This is a genomic window from Methylomonas sp. DH-1 (assembly GCF_046097555.1).
Classification (GTDB): Bacteria; Pseudomonadota; Gammaproteobacteria; order Methylococcales; family Methylomonadaceae; genus Methylomonas; species Methylomonas koyamae.
On sequence record NZ_CP143089.1, the window covers coordinates 190372 to 206845 of the forward strand.

Consider the following 16474-nt stretch of genomic DNA (forward strand, 5'->3'; position numbering starts at 1 on the left):
TGTGCTCTGGCACATTCAACCCGAAAAGCCTCGTTTTACAGCGGGGCTTTTTTGTTTATACCGGTAGATTATGAGATTTGTTGACGAAGCGGAAATCCGCGTGGAAGCAGGCGACGGCGGCAACGGCAAAGCCTCGTTTCGCCGTGAAAAATATATTCCCCTGGGCGGCCCGGACGGCGGCGATGGCGGCGATGGCGGTAGCGTCTATCTGGTCGCCACCGAAAACGTCAACACTCTGGTCGATTTTCGCTACCACTCGGTGCACCGCGCCCAACGCGGCGAAAACGGCGGCAGCCGCGACTGCACCGGCAAAAAGGGCGAAGATTGCTTCGTCGCGGTGCCACCGGGAACCATAGTCTACGAAGCCAACACCGGCGAAAAAATCGGCGATTTGACCAAGCCCGGTCAACAATTGCTGGTCGCCAAGGGTGGCTTTCATGGCTTGGGCAACACCCGCTTCAAAAGCAGCATAAACCGGGCGCCGCAACAAACCAGTAAAGGTTCGCCCGGCGAGCATCGCATGCTGCGTTTGGAATTGATGGTGATCGCCGACGTCGGCTTACTCGGCATGCCGAATGCCGGCAAATCCAGCCTGATTCGCACCGTCTCGTCGGCCCGGCCCAAGGTCGCCGATTATCCGTTCACCACGCTGCATCCCAATTTGGGCGTAGTCCGGGTCGACGATTTGCGCAGCTTCGTCATTGCCGACATCCCCGGCGTCATTGAAGGCGCCGCAGAAGGCGCCGGCCTGGGTTTACAGTTCTTGAAACACTTGTCCCGCACCGGCTTGCTGCTGCACATGGTCGACATTGCGCCCTACGAAAGCGACGAATCGCCGGTCAGTGCCGCCCGCAAAATCATTCGCGAAGTCGAGAAATGGAGCGACGAGCTGGCGCACAAGCCGCGCTGGCTGGTATTGAATAAAATCGATAACGTGCCGGACGACGAAGTCGAATCCCTCAGCCAACAAATTGTCGGGGAATTGGGCTGGACCGGTCCGGTGTTTCTGATTTCCGCCCTGAAAAATCAGGGTACCCAAGCCCTGATGTACGCCATCATGGACTTCCTGGAACAACAAAGAGCCCGCACAGAAGATACGCAACAGGAGTTGCCCAGTGAGCCGTTCTGATTTTTGCCAAGCCAAACGGGTTGTCGTCAAGATAGGCAGCTCTTTGCTGACCGACGGCGGCCGCGGCCTGAATAAACCCGCCATCGCCGGCTGGGTCAAGCAAATGGCCGCACTGCGCCGGCGCGGAGTGGACGTAGTACTGGTCTCGTCAGGCTCTGTGGCCGAGGGCATGGTGCGATTAAAACTGAAAGCCCGGCCGAAAACGCTGCACGAACTGCAAGCCGCTGCCTCGGTCGGACAAATGGGCTTGGTGCGTCGCTTCGAAGATGAATTCCAGCTCCACGAACTGCTCGCCGCCCAAGTGTTGCTGACCCACGATGACCTGTCCGACCGCCAGCGCTATCTGAACGCCCGCAGCACCTTGTTAACTCTGCTGCAATTCGGCGTGGTGCCGGTCATCAACGAGAACGACGCCGTCGCTACTGAAGAAATTCGCTTTGGGGATAACGACACGTTGGGGGCCTTGGTCGCCAACTTGGTCGAAGCCGACTTGTTGATCATCCTGACCGACCAGACCGGTTTGTTCGATGCCAACCCCAGCCTGAATCCGGGCGCCAAACTGATTTCGGAAATCAGCGTCAACGCGAGCCTGCTCGACGAAGTCGCCGGCGGCAGCATCAGCGGCCTGGGCCGTGGCGGTATGTTTACCAAGGTTCGGGCGGCGCGTCTGGCGGCTCGCTCGGGCGCTGCCACCGTCATCGTTTCCGGCAAAATCGACAACGTCATTCCGGAAGTATTCGACGGCGCCGAGCTCGGCACCTACCTGATCCCGAACATCGCGCCGCTGGCAGCCCGCAAACAGTGGCTGGCCGGCCAGTTGCAACTCAAAGGCAGCGTCACCCTGGACGACGGCGCCGTCAAAATCCTGAAAGAAGCCGGCAAGAGCTTACTGGCAGTCGGCGTCAAGGCGGTAAAAGGCAGTTTTCAACGCGGCGACCTGGTCTCCTGCCTGGATCTGCAGGGCAATGAAATCGCCCGCGGCTTGATCAATTACGGCGCCGAAGACGCCGTCAAAATCGCCGGCAAGGCAAGCAGCGAATTCGAAAGGCTGCTCGGCTACGCCGACGACGCCGAATTGATTCACCGCGACAATCTCGTGTTGGTCTAGCCTGAAAACGGCTTGGCGCCAGCACCAAGCCGCGCCCCGCCGATCAGGTATTTTGAATGACGATATTCGGAAACCTGCCACTGTAGTCCCTGGCGCGCATCGCCAGCTTGGCCGCCATTTTCCGCGCAATAGCCTTGTAAATTTGTGCCGCCCGGCTGTCGGGATCGGCGACTACCGTTGGCCGGCCGCTATCGGCGTATTCGCGGATATGGATGTCCAGCGGTAATGCTCCCAGTAAATCGACATTATTTTTCGCCGCCATCGCCACGCCGCCGCCCCGGCCGAAAATCGCTTCTTCATGGCCGCAATTGCTGCAAATATGCATGCTCATGTTCTCGACCAAACCCAAAATCGGCACATTCACCTTTTCGAACATGCCCAAGCCGCGCTGGGCGTCGATCAGCGCGATGTCCTGCGGCGTCGTTACGACCACAGCACCGCTGACCGGAATTTGTTGCGCCAGCGTCAGTTGAATATCGCCGGTGCCCGGCGGCAGGTCGATAATCAAATAATCGACGCTATCCCATTGGGTTTGCGTCAGCAACTGCTGTAGCGCGCCGGTCACCATCGGTCCGCGCCAGATCATCGGCTGGTCGGGATCGACCAAATAGCCGATGGACATGGTCTGGATGCCGAAAGAAATCTTCGGCTTCAGCATCTTGCCATCCTCGCTGTCCGGCTTGCCGGATAAGCCCAGCATGGTCGGGATACTCGGTCCGTAAATATCGGCGTCGAGAATACCGACGTTGGCACCCTCGGCGGCCAACGCCAGCGCCAAGTTCACCGAAGTAGTGGACTTGCCGACACCGCCCTTGCCCGACGCTAAGGCGATAATGTTCTTTACGTTGGCGAGCGGTTTCAGCGTCTTTTGTACCGAATGGGACACGATGTTGACGCTGACCGTGACATCGATCTTGCCGATGCCGGGCAGGGCTTGCAGGCGCTGAGCCAGCGTCTCACGCAGTTCTTCCAGATAGCTTTTGGCCGGATAACCCAGCTCGATTGCCACGCTGACGTCTTGTCCTTCTACGCTGATCTTTTTGACCGATTTGGCCGAAACCAAGTCGGTTTCGACATTCGGATCGATGAAACTTTTCAATAAATTTTCGACAACCGCCTTGTCAATGCTCGCCATGCAGAACTCCGGATCAAATGGATAATAACCGAGTAGTTTACTGCGAATTCGTTACCGCTCAAGACCTTTATCCCGCGTCGGCCCGACAAATATTGCCCGCAAACCAAGCAGCTACGCATCCGGACGCTCCAAGCCGGCCCGCCTCCGAGCCAATGGTGCATCCGGCATCATTTCAAACAAATCACTGCGGCATGAAAATAAATTTTACTTTTATAATAAAACGTTATAGAAATATCCTAACGTTTAAAGTTAAATTTATTCATCTTAATTCACTCTTAATCACGGCCTCATCTGACTTTAATTTGCATCGTTTAGTGTCAACCACCTGATTTTGAACATTTAACAGACACATGATTCGACCCGCCACCACGCCAAACCGCATCGCATCGCCTAAAGCGTTAGCCGCCTCGGCGCTGCTATTGAGCCAATTGCTGGCCGGTTGCCAAAGCTTGCAGATATTCCAGCAGCCCGAGCCGGAGACTATCGTCTGGAACAGCAAAGCCGAAGACGTAGCGATACACGAATTCAGTCTGAGCCCCGGCCAAAACATGGTCGGCGAGCTGGCCAGCATCACCAGCGCCGAAAACGACACGCTGTCTGACATCGGCCGCCACTACGGCCTGGGCTTCAACGACATCGCCAATGCCAATGCCGGTGTCGCCCCTTGGACCTTAACCGCCGGCCAAAACGTATTGCTGCCGCTTAGCTTTATTCTGCCGGACGCCCCGCGCAAAGGCATCGTGCTGAACTTGGCCAATATGCGCATGTTTTATTACCCGAAAAACGCCGCCAACAGCGTCTTGACCTATCCGGTCGGCATCGGCCGCCAAGGCTGGCATACGCCGCTGGGGCAAACCCAGATCGTCGCCAAGAAAGCCAATCCCGATTGGACTGTGCCGGCATCGATCCAACGCGAGCACCAGGCGCAGGGCACGCCGTTACCCAAAGTAGTCCGTTCCGGGCCGGATAATCCGCTAGGCGATTACGCCATGCCGCTGGGCTTCAGCGGTTACCTGATTCATGGCACCAACAAGCCCTACGGCATCGGCATGCAGGTCAGCCACGGCTGCGTGCAACTTTATCCGGAAGACATCGAAACCCTGTTCGGCAAAGTCGACATCGGCACCCCGGTCAATATCGTCCACCAACCTTATCTGGCTGCCTGGCGCGACGACATGCTCTATCTGGAGGCGCATCCGCCGCTGGATAAATGGGATAAGCAAAAAAAGCAGTTGCAAAAAGACATTCGCAAGAAATTGCAGCAACTGGCCGTGGCCAAAGGTGCCGAGGTGGATTGGGGCAAGACCGACCGCATCCTGCAACGGGCCGACGGTATTGCTACCCCGGTACTGGCCGGTAGCCCGGACCTGGCGGAACTGAAAGCCAATGCGATTTCGCTGGCCCGCCCCGAGCGGCTATACGGCCAACCGATCCCATCGGAACTGAGCGATAGCGATTGGGCCATTCTGGCGGCCATATTCGATAACGAAACCGATGCGCAGAAACTGGCAGCCATGTTGAACCACCAAGGGCCGCCGATCCCGGCCCGCAAAGTCGCCAAAGATGGCAATTATCAAGTCGTGGTGGGACCGCTGAAGAACAAGAAAGAGGTGAAAAGCGTCGCGCAACGCATCAAACAGAATTTCGATATGGACGTTACCACGCTGGCGCCGCGACAGCCGGCGAAAAACTGACTGCGCTGAATGCCGGAAAAGCAATCCAAGTCGTAAGTGAATCTCTAAAAATTCGTCATTCCCGCGTATGCGGGAATCCATGCTGTTGATTTTGCAGGGCTCCCGCGTTCGCTGGAGCGACGATTTTGAATTTTTAGAGTTACCCATAAACCGGTCCGGTTCTACACCGGCTTGTGCCTGGTGCAACTTGGGCTCGCTCGATAGAACCTAACCCAACAATCGAAGCTGAAACAGAAGCTCCGCCGTTATGCCAATTTCAGAATTGGTTGCGTGAATTTCGGTACGCCGACGATTTCGCCGCGACGCAAATGCAAATATTGCAAACCCATCAGCGTCGAAATCTCGTCGTATTCGACCCACACCACTTTGGCTTCGCCCTCTACGCCGAGTTGATGAAAATCGAAACTGGCAACTGTGCCTTCCTCGACGGCTATTCTGCCCAACATGCGGATCATGATGCCGTCTATCGACACGTTCTCGGTATTGAACGCATAATCGGTATCGTTGAACACGATATGGCCGGCGGCGGAAATGTTTTTCCGGTAGGCGCGGCGGCTGTAGAGCAAATTGTCGACATCGTAAGACAGGTTACGGAATTCCACAGCGATCTGAAAGCCGGCGTCGACCGACTCTGCCCTGACCACTTCCGCTTCGCCTGCCAGATTCATGTCGGGCAGATAAAAGTCGATCAGCGGCGAAACTTGCAAGGCGCGAAAAATGTCCTTGATGCCGGCCAACGACGGGTTAACCTTTAACAGCGCCAACAGGCCGGTTATCGACAGATTTACCACGACAATTTCATGCTCCGCCAAGCCTAGGTACAAAAGTCCGTGGCTGGCGAGGCTTTTTCGGTAGGCGCGATTTTCGGTAGCGAACATGTTGTAATCCTTGCCCTCGGCCGTGCGTTCCGGGCTGGTTAATTCGGAACACCGTCGCCGGACCTTTGTATTTGTTATGGATTGAGACCGGGTATGTTAAACAGATTTTTTTGTCTGGCAAGCTTAGCCGTTTTGTCGGCCTGCGCAAGCCTACCGCCGAAAAACCCCGAAAACATCTGCCAAATCTTCCGCGAGAAAGAAGACTGGTACCAAGCGACGCTCAGTTCCGCCCGGCGTTGGGGCGTACCGATCGCGGTGCAAATGGCGATTATCCGGCAGGAATCCAGCTTTGTCGCCGACGCTCAGCCGCCGCGGCCGCTGATTTTAGGATTTATTCCCTGGTTCCGCTCCAGCAGCGCTTACGGCTATCCGCAAGCCAAAGACGAAACCTGGGCCGACTACCAAAAGCAAGCCGGCAACTGGTGGGCAGACCGCGAAGACTTTGCCGATAGCTGCGACTTCGTGGCCTGGTACTGCGCCACCAGCAACCGCAAACTCGGCATCCCGACCTCGGACGCGCAAAAGCTTTACTTGACCTACCACGAAGGCTTGGGCGGCTTTCAGCGCAGCAGCTACCTGTCGAAACAGTGGCTGATGAATACTGCGCAAAAAGTGCACCAACGCGCGGTGCGTTACGACGCGCAACTGGCCGGCTGCCGGCAAGAGCTGGAAGCCAAAAACTGATAAACTAGCCGCCCCTTTAATCCGATTCCGTCAAGCCAAGGCGTGCGCTCGCTGCTAATCCGGCGCAGCCGCCTTGAATTTAACGGCTCCACCACCTCACCGGAGTATTCATGAAGTCTATGAAACAACGAGTTATCGCCACATTAATCGCATTTATCACAGGATTCGTTATGTTCTCACTGGCCAACGCCAACACCCCCGCCGAAAACAAAGCCGCCGGCGAAAAATACCTGGCCGACAACGCCAAAAACGCCGGCGTAACCACCACCGCCAGCGGCCTGCAATACCAAGTATTCACCGAAGGCACCGGCGCATCGCCCAAAGCTAGCGACAACGTCACCGTCCATTACAAAGGCACTACCATCGACGGCAAAGAGTTCGACAGCTCCTACAGCCGCGGCGCACCGGCCACGTTCCCGCTGAACAGAGTCATCCCCGGCTGGACCGAAGGCGTCCAGTTAATGAAAGAAGGCGCCAAATACCGCTTCTTCATTCCTTCAAACTTGGCCTACGGCGAACGCGGTGCCGGCCGCGACATCGGCCCGAATGCGGCGCTGATTTTTGATGTGGAATTGATTAAAGTAAATTAACTTAACTCAAACCAGATAATCCTTGAGTTCTTGACTTGGCTCATTGCAATTAAACTCAAGATTCGCGGTTAACAGGCTATTAATCTTCTAATTTAATTTTGTATTCCTGAATCCGTGGCTTCAAAGCTCAAAGCCGCCGTAAACATTTAATACAACTGCCGCTTTGATTTCTCTAACGCTACTTAAATAGCAATTTCATTCAAGAGCTTTGTAGATGAGAAGTTACGGATTCAGGTGATTAGCAAAACTTAGTGCTAAATGGAAAAGATGGCCAATTCGCCACCCCAACGCAACTAAAGTAGGGCAACAGTATTCGCACTGGCTACGACGTCCTAACCAAACGAGGTGGTTCAGCCAATTTTGCGAGGCTTTATAGGTCGAGCCGGATAACCGACACAAATCATTCCAGAAGGCATATTGTCCAGAACTGTGCTTCTGGCTCCAACAACAGCGCATCTGCCGATAGTGATGCCCGGCGCGATATACACGTCAGTTGCTATCCAAACCTCATCTTCTATTACTATTTTCTGCTGATAAATATCAAATGTCTCTTTTGTATAGTCATGGGAGGCAGTGCAAAGATAGGACTTTTGAGAAATTACGGTATTCTTTCCTATCTGAATTTCCCCCAATGTGTAGAGCTCAACATCGTCTCCAATCCAGGAGTCATCGCCAATACTTAATTTCCACGGATATGTAACTTTTACTGATGGTCTAATGATTACATTTTTTCCTATCTTTGCTCCAAACAAGCGCAATAGAAATCGCCTCCAGCCATATAGAAACTGGGGGGACCAGGCGAACAAAATCGACTGAACAATCCACCAAATTTGCACGATTACGGCATTTTTGGCGCGAAAGTTTTTTGGAAGAGAAAACTGGCTTAACCGCTGAGTCACTTTATTATTCAATATTTTAGAGGCTTTCACTCGCGACGCGACGCGATGAGATACTTTTAAAATACAACATTAGATAAAATTTAAACATTGTTTATTCCCCCGATAATTGCTGCACTAATCCGTGTAACCTCACGCGGCAGCAAAACGCCAAATTATCGTGAAGCTGTCATTGATTCAAAAAATCAAGGCCTTAGAAAAAGCGTGCTATTCTTAAGACGGAAATGCACTAAACTAAGGAGCTAGTTATGACCACGATTACATCTCTTCGCAATACACAGTCGAATGCTGCAAACCAGGAATCTTCCGACAACCAGTATTTATTCAGATATTTTTCACCCAACAATCACAAACTTAGTAAATCCGCGAAGATAATAATAATCGGCTTGTTCGCATATAGCGAATGCCATGCTCTGCAAACGATTACTGTCGACTCAAGGTCTGCATATAATGTCTCGAATTCTGAAGACATAAAGTTAATGCGCCAATATTTTCATGAAGCCTCCATGGAAAACCCGCTATCTAAAGGCACAATGAAAATATTGGAACCGATTGGCATTTCAAAAGCACGAATACTCAATGTCGAATCACCCAATAGTCTCGACATAGAACCAATAACCAAGAAATTAAGCTTTAGATTTTCCGACCGCTTATCGTTAGTTCTGGCCAACTGCAAAACAAACAATTTAATCCCTCATATCGCTGTTGCCCAAGTTCCCCAGAATGCTATCGCTGCAGGCATTGCTAGCGGAAGAAAGTATGGCATTGCAGATTGGAACGCCTACGAAGCATACGCTTACGCCTTCTTGAAGCATGTAACCGTAGACAACGGCTTTAACGAGGCCGACTTTGAAGTTGCCAACGAACCAGACACTACGGGAATGGCATGGATGTTTGCCGAAAAACTGGGCAATTCCTCCAGAAGAGCCATGGCCGAATATCTGAAAATCTACGCCGCTTGGTCAAACGCCGCGAACAAACTGACAAAAGAACACCCTGAGCTGAAAATCAGGCTTGGCGGTCCCGCCATGACTACATTTTCCTTTGGCGGATTCGGAACTATCAATTGGGCAGAAGAATTTCTTAAAGGTGTGGCCGCCCAAAATTCGCGCATCGATTTCTTTTCCTTTCACTATTACGGCAACGTCCAGCCGCTTGTCGGAATACCTTATTTCGGTCGATATCCTACTATCACCGAATTATCGGAATTCCTGCATAGCAAACTCAATGAGTTGGGCTTGGCCGATGTTCCGATAATGTTCTCTGAATGGGGTCCCAGCTTCGAAACCAGAAACATACCAAAGGCGCTAATTAATGGAAACAATATAGGCGCCTCTTGGGTTGCTCGCTTTGTGTTGGACGCGGCTGAAAACAACATTGACGAAGGAGCACTCCTGACATTCTTTGATCATAAAGCCGCAAACGCAGAGGGCGTTCTGGAAAACTTATGGGGCTGGCCCAGCTTGTTGCATTCCGACACTCAAACACCCAAAGCGATCTACAACGTTGCAACAATGTTAAACAGATTGCCCGATCACCGAGTCTCGACAGTTCCGGTTCGCCAGGATTCTATAGGAGTCATTGCCAGCTCAGATTCGTCTAAAGTCGGCGTATTGGTTTTCAACCAAAATTGGGACTTCATAAACGTCCAAGAACTAGCGCCGACCGAACAAGCCCGAATTATCTTAAAAAATCTCCCGTTTTCGGCATCGAAAGTCAACGTGACAAAATCCGTAATATCGGAAACACAAGCAAATCCGTATTTTATTTATTTAAATAATAATCTGAACAAATGGCAAACTTTAGAAGCGAAAAGTCTTAGATCAACAAGAATGCGGCCCATCTCAGTTGCCAACGGCACCGTAACCATTCCCGACGCCGACTTGCCGCCATCATCGGTTACATTATGGGAAATCACTCCCGCCGAGTAAATTAGATTAAATATTAAAGTATTATTAAAATTGGATTAAGAAGTGCCGCTCTGGAGGTAGGAGCGGCATCTTCTTAGTCGGCATCACGCAAACCCATTCCAAATAAAGCTGCTAGGCAATCTATATTCAATTCAATTAATGTGCCCGACCTCGTGCCGAAAAATAATTAACCGACAAGCGCTTACCTTTCGACAATTTGTCAAGGCTCAACTAGAATTATCGATTAGCTAATTTCTCCACTAATCGCGTCAAAATTCGATCTTCTTTTAAATTATCAAGTGCAAATTGGCGAGCCAACTGGTTATATACGCCCACTTGTTTAGGCGGCAATTCGGACAGCATAGAAACTATAGACTCAACCAATAAAGCCGAACTTTCAGGTTCAATACGTGTTGCAATACCTGGATATTTTTCGCATAACAATCCTAACTCTGTGTCCGCCTCAGCAGTTAATATACTATTACCCCCAACTGCAAGAATTGCCGTTAACTTTGAGGGCAATACCGCATCAGCCGCACCTTTTTTTTGTATAACTAAATGTATGTCTGCGATTGCCATCAAATCCGGTAAATCTTGGTACGGTTGCAATGGAAAAAACTTTACGTTGTGCAATTGCAACTGTTCCGCTAAATTTATCAAATCAGCCTTGGCTGCACCTGCTCCCACTATCACAAACAGCAATTCTTTGTCGGCTTCTAATTCCTTAGCAGCTTGTAAAACTATCTCCAAGCCCTGTTTTTTGCCGATATTGCCAGAATAAAGAACGACCCTCGTATTAGCAGGAATATTCCATTTTTTCTTAAAAATATCAGGATTCCCATACGGAGTCAGAAATTCGGTATCTACCCAATTAGGAAAATAAAATAGCTTGTCTCTAGTGTCTAACTTTCGAGCTGCATTATCCAGCATGCTATACGAAATACTAGAGACCATATCGAAGCGCCGCATAAACCACGCTTCCAAAGCTCTTGCCATACGTGCAATCCGACCCGGCTTTCCCATGCCAAGTCCTAGCATGGCGTCTAATTCATAATCCTGTATATGTAGCATAGTACGGCTGCCAGCAACCTTGGAGAACAATAATGCGCCAGGTACACAAAAGAAAGTCGGCTCAATGCAAATTATTACGTCGGGCTTCCAATCCCATTGACGCAACAAAATTGGGAAACTGAAACACGCAAAACTGATTAAATGCAGTAGCCGAGTAATAGTTGTCGGTTGCCTAGGTACAAATAGTGGGCAACGTAAGACTCGAACGCCCCTTATGACTTCCGTGCAATACAACCAATTTTTGTATCCTTTGCCAACTCGCCACTCCGGATAATAGGGCGGAGCACAGACAACCCTAACCTGATGCCCATTCTCTACCAACCATTCGCACATTTCTCCAGAATATTTACCTATGCCAGTAAGTTCCGGAGCATAATTGAGTCCATATAAAAGAATTTTCATTAAAGAAATCTCTATATAAACCTACTCAAGGGTCTTATTCCGAGAATACTCTGCTAACGTACTTTTTTTATTGCCTTTCAATTGATATCCCCCTATCTGGCCAACGTGCAAATTAAATTTTATAGAGCTTCTAGCTTTAAGCCAGTTAGTTGCTCCAATCGTGCTATCTTTTCCTCGTTCGAATCAGCCCCAATCAAAAAGCGCTCCGCCTCAAGATATTTAAGATCCACCAAGCATCTATACCAGAAGCCCTGCATGAAATGATACGCGAAGCCTTCAATACCGTCGAGAAAACCCAGTCTTAAGAAATATCTATAGATAAAATAATATAAAGGCCTCACAAATAAAGGCATGCGATTATAAAATCTCTCTTTTACCATTCTTTTAATTTTTGCTTGCCCACCTTCTGACTTTTCAAGAGCACTATCTCTGGAAAATAACTTGTATTTATGATTCAGTATCTCTATCACTTCCCTGCTAGCATAGCCATTATGCTTAGAAATAAACCAATCCACCGAGTTTAAATTATCATCGACGAAATCACCGTCAAATACCACAGAATTACCCATGTCGAGAACAATATGTTCGTCCATCCATCGCTTTTCCATATGCGCATGCCCGGCCCTCCAAATTCGCAGCAGAACCAGCGGATAACGATCACCATGTTGAATCCAGCGACCGAGAAAATAATGTTTACGCTTCAGGCATATGCCACTAATATCGTTAGACAGCGAAGAAAATTTTTTTTGAATTTCTTCGACCAAAGTGGGTTCAAGATATTCATCTGCATCCAATCTCATTATCCACCCTGTTTTAATCGGACAATTATCAAGGCCCCATTGAAACTGGGCCGCATGATTAATAAAGACATTTTGATAGACTGTAGCGCCTAAAGATTTAGCTATATCAACCGTCGCGTCACTAGAATACGAATCAACAACAAATATTTCAGCTACAATCGGAAGAACGCTTTTTATACAGCGAGCGATATGTTTCTCTTCGTTATAAGTTAAAATAACAACAGATATATCTTTCATATAATTTATTTCTATTCAAACGCGTTAGTGCTTAACAAGCAAACTCTCAATAGGCATTCGCTCCGAACGAGCGACAACTAAGTCAATAGGCTCAGGAAACCCAAACGCAATCATCATAATTAATCTTTCGCCTTTGGGTATTTTTCCTGCCGTACAAATATCTAGCTCCCTTCTGTTAGATACGGCTAAATTTAAGGGACATGCTCCGAGGCCTAGTGCTTGGCAAGCATTCAACACCTGCATAGCCAATAAAGAACCATCGACATAGGCCTGGCTCCTAGCCTTGAATCCACTCCAAGCACTAATTTCAGACGAAATTACAAATAAATTTTGTACAGACTCACGAAAGCCTTCGGCGCCACCCTGCAATCGGAGTAATTTATCTATGTCTTCCGGGCTGGAATAATAATGTATTCGGCCAGACTGCCTATTACACTGTGACGGTGTACGCTGCGCAATTTCCGCGATTCTATTCAAAATTGCCTTTTCTACTATTCCTGGTAAAAATCGTCTACAACTGAAACGTAACTTTAGGAAATATTCGGCGGCTGCATTAAATTCGACAGACGAATTATTTATATTCTTAACCCCTCCTTTGGGTGAAATTTTTAATCCTTCACAGCGCGTAAGAAATAAATCAATCCTATTGCCAAAATCGTCCAAATTAATTTGCCTATCCTTGTGCCAATTAACATAAGCAAGAAGACAGCCATAGCTTTTCTCTAGGGCGAAGACACCCCATTCAGGCTTATAATTATCTAGATGATCCAACAATCTATTTATTTTTTCCCGCCCGAATTTCGGCCTCGGACTGGATATGCTTAGTCCCTTCTCTACAGTGTGCGCCAAGAGCAAAATGTCATAGTGTAGCTGTTTGCTCCTTGGACACAAGGGGGAGGCCTTACTCCATTTCAACGCACGAAAAAAATCAAACGCATATTCGTACGGGATAATTAAGACATTCAGCAAATCCTTTATTAACATAATAAAACCTTCTTAGTTATCAACTACTTTTCTATCCTTAACAAATACAGCGGGATTGCCAGCAACCACCGACCATGCTTCAACATTTTTCGTTACAACAGCTCTAGCTCCAACGATGCCACCTTCACCAACTGAAACCCCAGGAGCGATAAATGCTTCTGCACAGATCCAAGCGTGATTACCAATATGTATTGGTTTTGTTATGAGAGGGCGACGCAGTGAAGAAATATCGTGCGTACCAGTACAAAGAAAGCTTCGCTGGCTAACTGCAACTTTAGAACCAATATGTATACGATCCATACTATAGCAATCGACACCTTCAGCAAGCACAGAGTAGTCACCCATTTCAAGATTCCAAGGCGCCCAAACGAAGCAGGAGGGAGCGACTTTGTTGCCAACACCGAGTTTAGCGCCAAAAACTTTCAACAAAAATATTCGCCACGAATTCATGCACCAGCGAGGCGTAGTTCGGAAGAACAACCACCAAACAATTGTCCAAATCAATCTCTGCAGCTTACTCCTTCTGGACAATGTATCAACATATTTATATTTTGAAAATTGGCTAGCCATTGAATGCTTCTGAAGTACAAGATAACTGTTGTGTTAAATAAGAAGCTCCGCAAGAACGAAGGTCATTTAACTTTCCATTAACCTCTTCCCAGTTAATAGAATCATTTATTAAATCAGCCACTTTTTCCTGGCTAAACGCATCAATAAATCTAGAGTTAAGGCCTACAAGCTCAAGCAAGTTTAATGCTCGGGCGTTAAATCCTGATCTATTCCCCTGTAAACCAACTACCACAAAAGGCTTATTCAGTAATATACTTAAGGCAGTCCCGTGAAAAGAGTTAGTCACCACAAACTCAGCTTTTGCCAATAAATATAACCATTGCCGAGGGCATGGGTATACAGTTTCGCCGATTTCCCTCCATCTCCGGTGTGGATTATGGGGAGAATAGAGAGCGGCATCGAAATGTTTTGCTATCGATTCGGCAACGTCTCCAATCACCGCTCTTGATCGCAAACCATAACAAAATACGTGTTTACTAGACGAAACCTCATAAGGCTTAATAATATCAGTGTAATCCGAAAGCAAAACGGTAGGATCAGGAACACATACAGGTTCAGTTCCTATCAATTGCTTAACGATTGATACTCCAGACATCTCCCTTACGGATATACCGTCCAGTTTAAGGAGTAACTGCTTAATTTGGTCGTCGTATTTCGGATTTAATTCGCTCCGGCCGAAACTGGGTGCGTATGATATGCGTCGAGCACCACTATTTTTAATTTTAAAATCCAGAAAATATACTGGGTCAACGCCGAAATGCTCTGACGGATTCCAGACTTGATCGCTACCGCAAACCAATAAATCGTATTCCAGTTCCGCGCATTCTAATTCCTTGGCAGTTTTATACTGTTTACCGAATATGCCAAGGAAATCACGCCTGAACTGTTCAAACCCATCATGCTGCAAACTGTTGCCGAACCATTTATTTTTCAATCTGGATAGTCTTAAATATATAACTTTTGCATTATTTTTCGAGAACAAATTTCGAATATCTATTTCGCCACCAGCCTCTACGTGCTCAGGGTGGTAATTTATGAAACTTGCATCGTGTCCCGCGTCGACGAACCATTTACGCAATGCGTACGCCTGAAATAAAGCCCCGTAATTATCGCTAAAATGATAAGTCAATATTCCAACTTTCATGATTATCCTTTAAATATTTGAGCAAACTAAAAGCAATTGACAGAAATTTAGAACAGCGACCGACCTAAGTTTTACTAGCATTAACTCGAGGCGACTTTTGAAGAGTGGTGAGTAAACTCTTAGCGGCATTGCCAATCTCAAAATAAGTTCTAAAGCAATTAAGCGCATTATGTCTCAACGCTTCACGTTGGGAACTAGTTAAATTTATCCAGCCTTCTATCAGTTCGTGGCAACCGTTGAGCGTATCTGCTGCGATTAAACCGGCGTCAGCATTCGCGATCTCGTGCCATATGTTAACCTTATCGCTGATTAATACAGGCAAACTGCAAGACAGCGACTCAGCCACCACTATTCCAAAGTTTTCCTGGTGCGATGGCAGTATAAAGGCTTCGGCAGAGTAGTAGGCTCCCCATTTTAAATCCCCTTTCAACATCCCGGTCCACGTTATCCTATTTGCAATACCCAATCTATTAGCCAAATCTTGTAGCTGATTTTGCCATCCAACTTGATCGGGCCCTGCAATAACTAACTGCAAATCATCTAACTGATTGAGATTTTTTGCAAAGGCTTCGATTAATAAATCGACACCTTTTTTGGGGTGGATCCGGCTTAAATATAATAAAAACCTCCCGTTTCGTAGAGAAGGGAACTTTTCGAAAAACTTTTGCTTTTGTTCCTTTGCATCACCTATGTGGCCAGCGGTACCAAAATTCACAACAATTTCGTTACAACGATAAGGCCAAAAAGACTGCCGGGCTAATATCCGCTCCTCCTCGCAGGTAAACAAAACCGCAGCGGCATCTCGAATGACAGGATATTCTCCCCAATACCAATATAGATACTTTTTCAAATGCTTAAGTGGATATTGGCGCTTAAACCAAGGATCGAGCATTCCGTGGGTAAATAAATAATAGGGTCGCTTTTTCTCTTTCAGTACTTTATGGGTCGCAAAGCTTTGGTATTGCCAAATGCCGTTAATTATAAAAGCGTCGTAATTACTTTCGTGTTTTTCCAGCCAAGGTATAAAATTTCTGCTATAGCCATAAACCCCTTTTGCTGGGCCTGCCGCATTTACCTTGAGAGGGCACTCATTTATCAAAGCCTGATTATCGGGTGAATCTAAGCTGAGAATTTCAATCGTGTGGCCTTGCGCTTGCATAGTTAATGATAACTGAATGACCGCTTCAATCGGCCCACCGCTTTCCGGATTAACCGAACGGATAATATGTAAAATCTTCATAA

15 protein-coding genes are annotated in these 16474 nt (G+C 48.2%); 6 read left to right on the plus strand and 9 right to left on the minus strand.

The genetic code is table 11. The features are described from left to right. Positions 1–70: 70 nt before the first annotated feature. Both cgtA and proB read left to right on the plus strand, forming a co-directional pair. On the plus strand, positions 71–1129 hold the full coding sequence (gene cgtA, locus VXJ35_RS00870) for an Obg family GTPase CgtA (RefSeq protein WP_064020104.1): 1059 nt from the start codon (positions 71–73) through the stop codon (positions 1127–1129). Continuing rightward, on the plus strand, positions 1116–2237 hold the full coding sequence (gene proB, locus VXJ35_RS00875) for a glutamate 5-kinase (protein ID WP_064020105.1): 1122 nt from the start codon (positions 1116–1118) through the stop codon (positions 2235–2237). Before cgtA ends, proB begins: the two co-directional genes overlap by 14 nt. Before the next feature lie 43 nt (positions 2238–2280). Here proB and apbC read toward each other — a convergent pair whose 3' ends face one another. Next, a complete protein-coding gene (gene apbC / locus VXJ35_RS00880; protein ID WP_064020106.1) occupies positions 2281–3372 on the minus strand; it encodes an iron-sulfur cluster carrier protein ApbC in 1092 nt (363 codons plus the stop codon). A 350-nt stretch (positions 3373–3722) separates the two neighbouring features. On the opposite strand from apbC, the gene VXJ35_RS00885 reads away from it, so the two are divergent. Beyond that, entirely contained in the window at positions 3723–5066 is a 1344-nt protein-coding gene (locus VXJ35_RS00885; protein WP_064020107.1) for a L,D-transpeptidase family protein, read from the plus strand. Between the two features lie 245 nt (positions 5067–5311). Here the strand turns inward: VXJ35_RS00885 and VXJ35_RS00890 are convergent, their stop codons facing one another. Beyond that, positions 5312–5944, minus strand: a complete 633-nt coding sequence (locus tag VXJ35_RS00890; RefSeq protein WP_054759500.1) for a PilZ domain-containing protein — start codon at positions 5942–5944, stop codon at positions 5312–5314. A gap of 93 nt (positions 5945–6037) precedes the next feature. Between VXJ35_RS00890 and VXJ35_RS00895 the strand changes: the two genes are divergently transcribed. Further along, positions 6038–6628 carry a transglycosylase SLT domain-containing protein gene (locus VXJ35_RS00895; RefSeq protein WP_064020108.1) on the plus strand — a complete coding sequence of 197 codons (591 nt, stop codon included), beginning with the start codon at positions 6038–6040 and terminating at the stop codon, positions 6626–6628. Between the two features lie 110 nt (positions 6629–6738). Next, entirely contained in the window at positions 6739–7218 is a 480-nt protein-coding gene (locus VXJ35_RS00900; RefSeq protein WP_064020109.1) for an FKBP-type peptidyl-prolyl cis-trans isomerase, read from the plus strand. 350 nt (positions 7219–7568) lie between these two features. On the opposite strand, the gene VXJ35_RS00905 is transcribed toward VXJ35_RS00900, so the two are convergent. Beyond that, positions 7569–8147 carry a putative colanic acid biosynthesis acetyltransferase gene (locus VXJ35_RS00905; protein ID WP_269454709.1) on the minus strand — a complete coding sequence of 193 codons (579 nt, stop codon included), beginning with the start codon at positions 8145–8147 and terminating at the stop codon, positions 7569–7571. Positions 8148–8362: 215 nt separating this feature from the next. On the opposite strand from VXJ35_RS00905, the gene VXJ35_RS00910 reads away from it, so the two are divergent. Next, positions 8363–10045, plus strand: coding sequence for a GH39 family glycosyl hydrolase (locus VXJ35_RS00910; protein WP_064020110.1), 1683 nt, complete (start codon positions 8363–8365; stop codon positions 10043–10045). 216 nt (positions 10046–10261) lie between these two features. Here the strand turns inward: VXJ35_RS00910 and VXJ35_RS00915 are convergent, their stop codons facing one another. From VXJ35_RS00915 to VXJ35_RS00940, 6 genes are all read right to left on the minus strand, one after another. Further along, positions 10262–11497, minus strand: a complete 1236-nt coding sequence (locus VXJ35_RS00915; protein ID WP_064020111.1) for a glycosyltransferase WbuB — start codon at positions 11495–11497, stop codon at positions 10262–10264. Between the two features lie 119 nt (positions 11498–11616). Continuing rightward, complete coding sequence (locus tag VXJ35_RS00920) at positions 11617–12534, minus strand: glycosyltransferase family 2 protein (protein WP_064020112.1); 918 nt, start codon at positions 12532–12534, stop codon at positions 11617–11619. Between the two features lie 24 nt (positions 12535–12558). Continuing rightward, complete coding sequence (locus tag VXJ35_RS00925; protein WP_064020113.1) at positions 12559–13518, minus strand: nitroreductase family protein; 960 nt, start codon at positions 13516–13518, stop codon at positions 12559–12561. A gap of 12 nt (positions 13519–13530) precedes the next feature. After that, positions 13531–14088: a putative colanic acid biosynthesis acetyltransferase gene (locus VXJ35_RS00930; protein WP_082880755.1), complete on the minus strand. Its 558-nt coding sequence runs from the start codon at positions 14086–14088 to the stop codon at positions 13531–13533. After that, the gene (locus tag VXJ35_RS00935; protein ID WP_064020114.1) at positions 14081–15232 is read right to left on the minus strand and encodes a polysaccharide pyruvyl transferase family protein; all 1152 of its coding nucleotides are present in this window, start codon (positions 15230–15232) and stop codon (positions 14081–14083) included. Before VXJ35_RS00935 ends, VXJ35_RS00930 begins: the two co-directional genes overlap by 8 nt. Before the next feature lie 64 nt (positions 15233–15296). After that, complete coding sequence (locus tag VXJ35_RS00940) at positions 15297–16472, minus strand: glycosyltransferase (RefSeq protein ID WP_064020115.1); 1176 nt, start codon at positions 16470–16472, stop codon at positions 15297–15299. Positions 16473–16474: the final 2 nt, after the last annotated feature.

Excerpts from the sequence above, each read along its gene's own strand:
- cgtA (WP_064020104.1), top strand. The coding sequence starts at position 71 with ATGAGATTTGTTGACGAAGCGGAAATCCGCGTGGAAGCAGGCGACGGC.
- apbC (WP_064020106.1), bottom strand. The coding sequence starts at position 3,372 with ATGGCGAGCATTGACAAGGCGGTTGTCGAAAATTTATTGAAAAGTTTC.
- VXJ35_RS00885 (WP_064020107.1), top strand. The coding sequence starts at position 3,723 with ATGATTCGACCCGCCACCACGCCAAACCGCATCGCATCGCCTAAAGCG.
- VXJ35_RS00890 (WP_054759500.1), bottom strand. The coding sequence starts at position 5,944 with ATGTTCGCTACCGAAAATCGCGCCTACCGAAAAAGCCTCGCCAGCCAC.
- VXJ35_RS00895 (WP_064020108.1), top strand. The coding sequence starts at position 6,038 with ATGTTAAACAGATTTTTTTGTCTGGCAAGCTTAGCCGTTTTGTCGGCC.
- VXJ35_RS00900 (WP_064020109.1), top strand. The coding sequence starts at position 6,739 with ATGAAGTCTATGAAACAACGAGTTATCGCCACATTAATCGCATTTATC.
- VXJ35_RS00910 (WP_064020110.1), top strand. The coding sequence starts at position 8,363 with ATGACCACGATTACATCTCTTCGCAATACACAGTCGAATGCTGCAAAC.
- VXJ35_RS00915 (WP_064020111.1), bottom strand. The coding sequence starts at position 11,497 with ATGAAAATTCTTTTATATGGACTCAATTATGCTCCGGAACTTACTGGC.
- VXJ35_RS00920 (WP_064020112.1), bottom strand. The coding sequence starts at position 12,534 with ATGAAAGATATATCTGTTGTTATTTTAACTTATAACGAAGAGAAACAT.
- VXJ35_RS00925 (WP_064020113.1), bottom strand. The coding sequence starts at position 13,518 with ATGTTAATAAAGGATTTGCTGAATGTCTTAATTATCCCGTACGAATAT.
- VXJ35_RS00930 (WP_082880755.1), bottom strand. The coding sequence starts at position 14,088 with ATGGCTAGCCAATTTTCAAAATATAAATATGTTGATACATTGTCCAGA.
- VXJ35_RS00935 (WP_064020114.1), bottom strand. The coding sequence starts at position 15,232 with ATGAAAGTTGGAATATTGACTTATCATTTTAGCGATAATTACGGGGCT.
- VXJ35_RS00940 (WP_064020115.1), bottom strand. The coding sequence starts at position 16,472 with ATGAAGATTTTACATATTATCCGTTCGGTTAATCCGGAAAGCGGTGGG.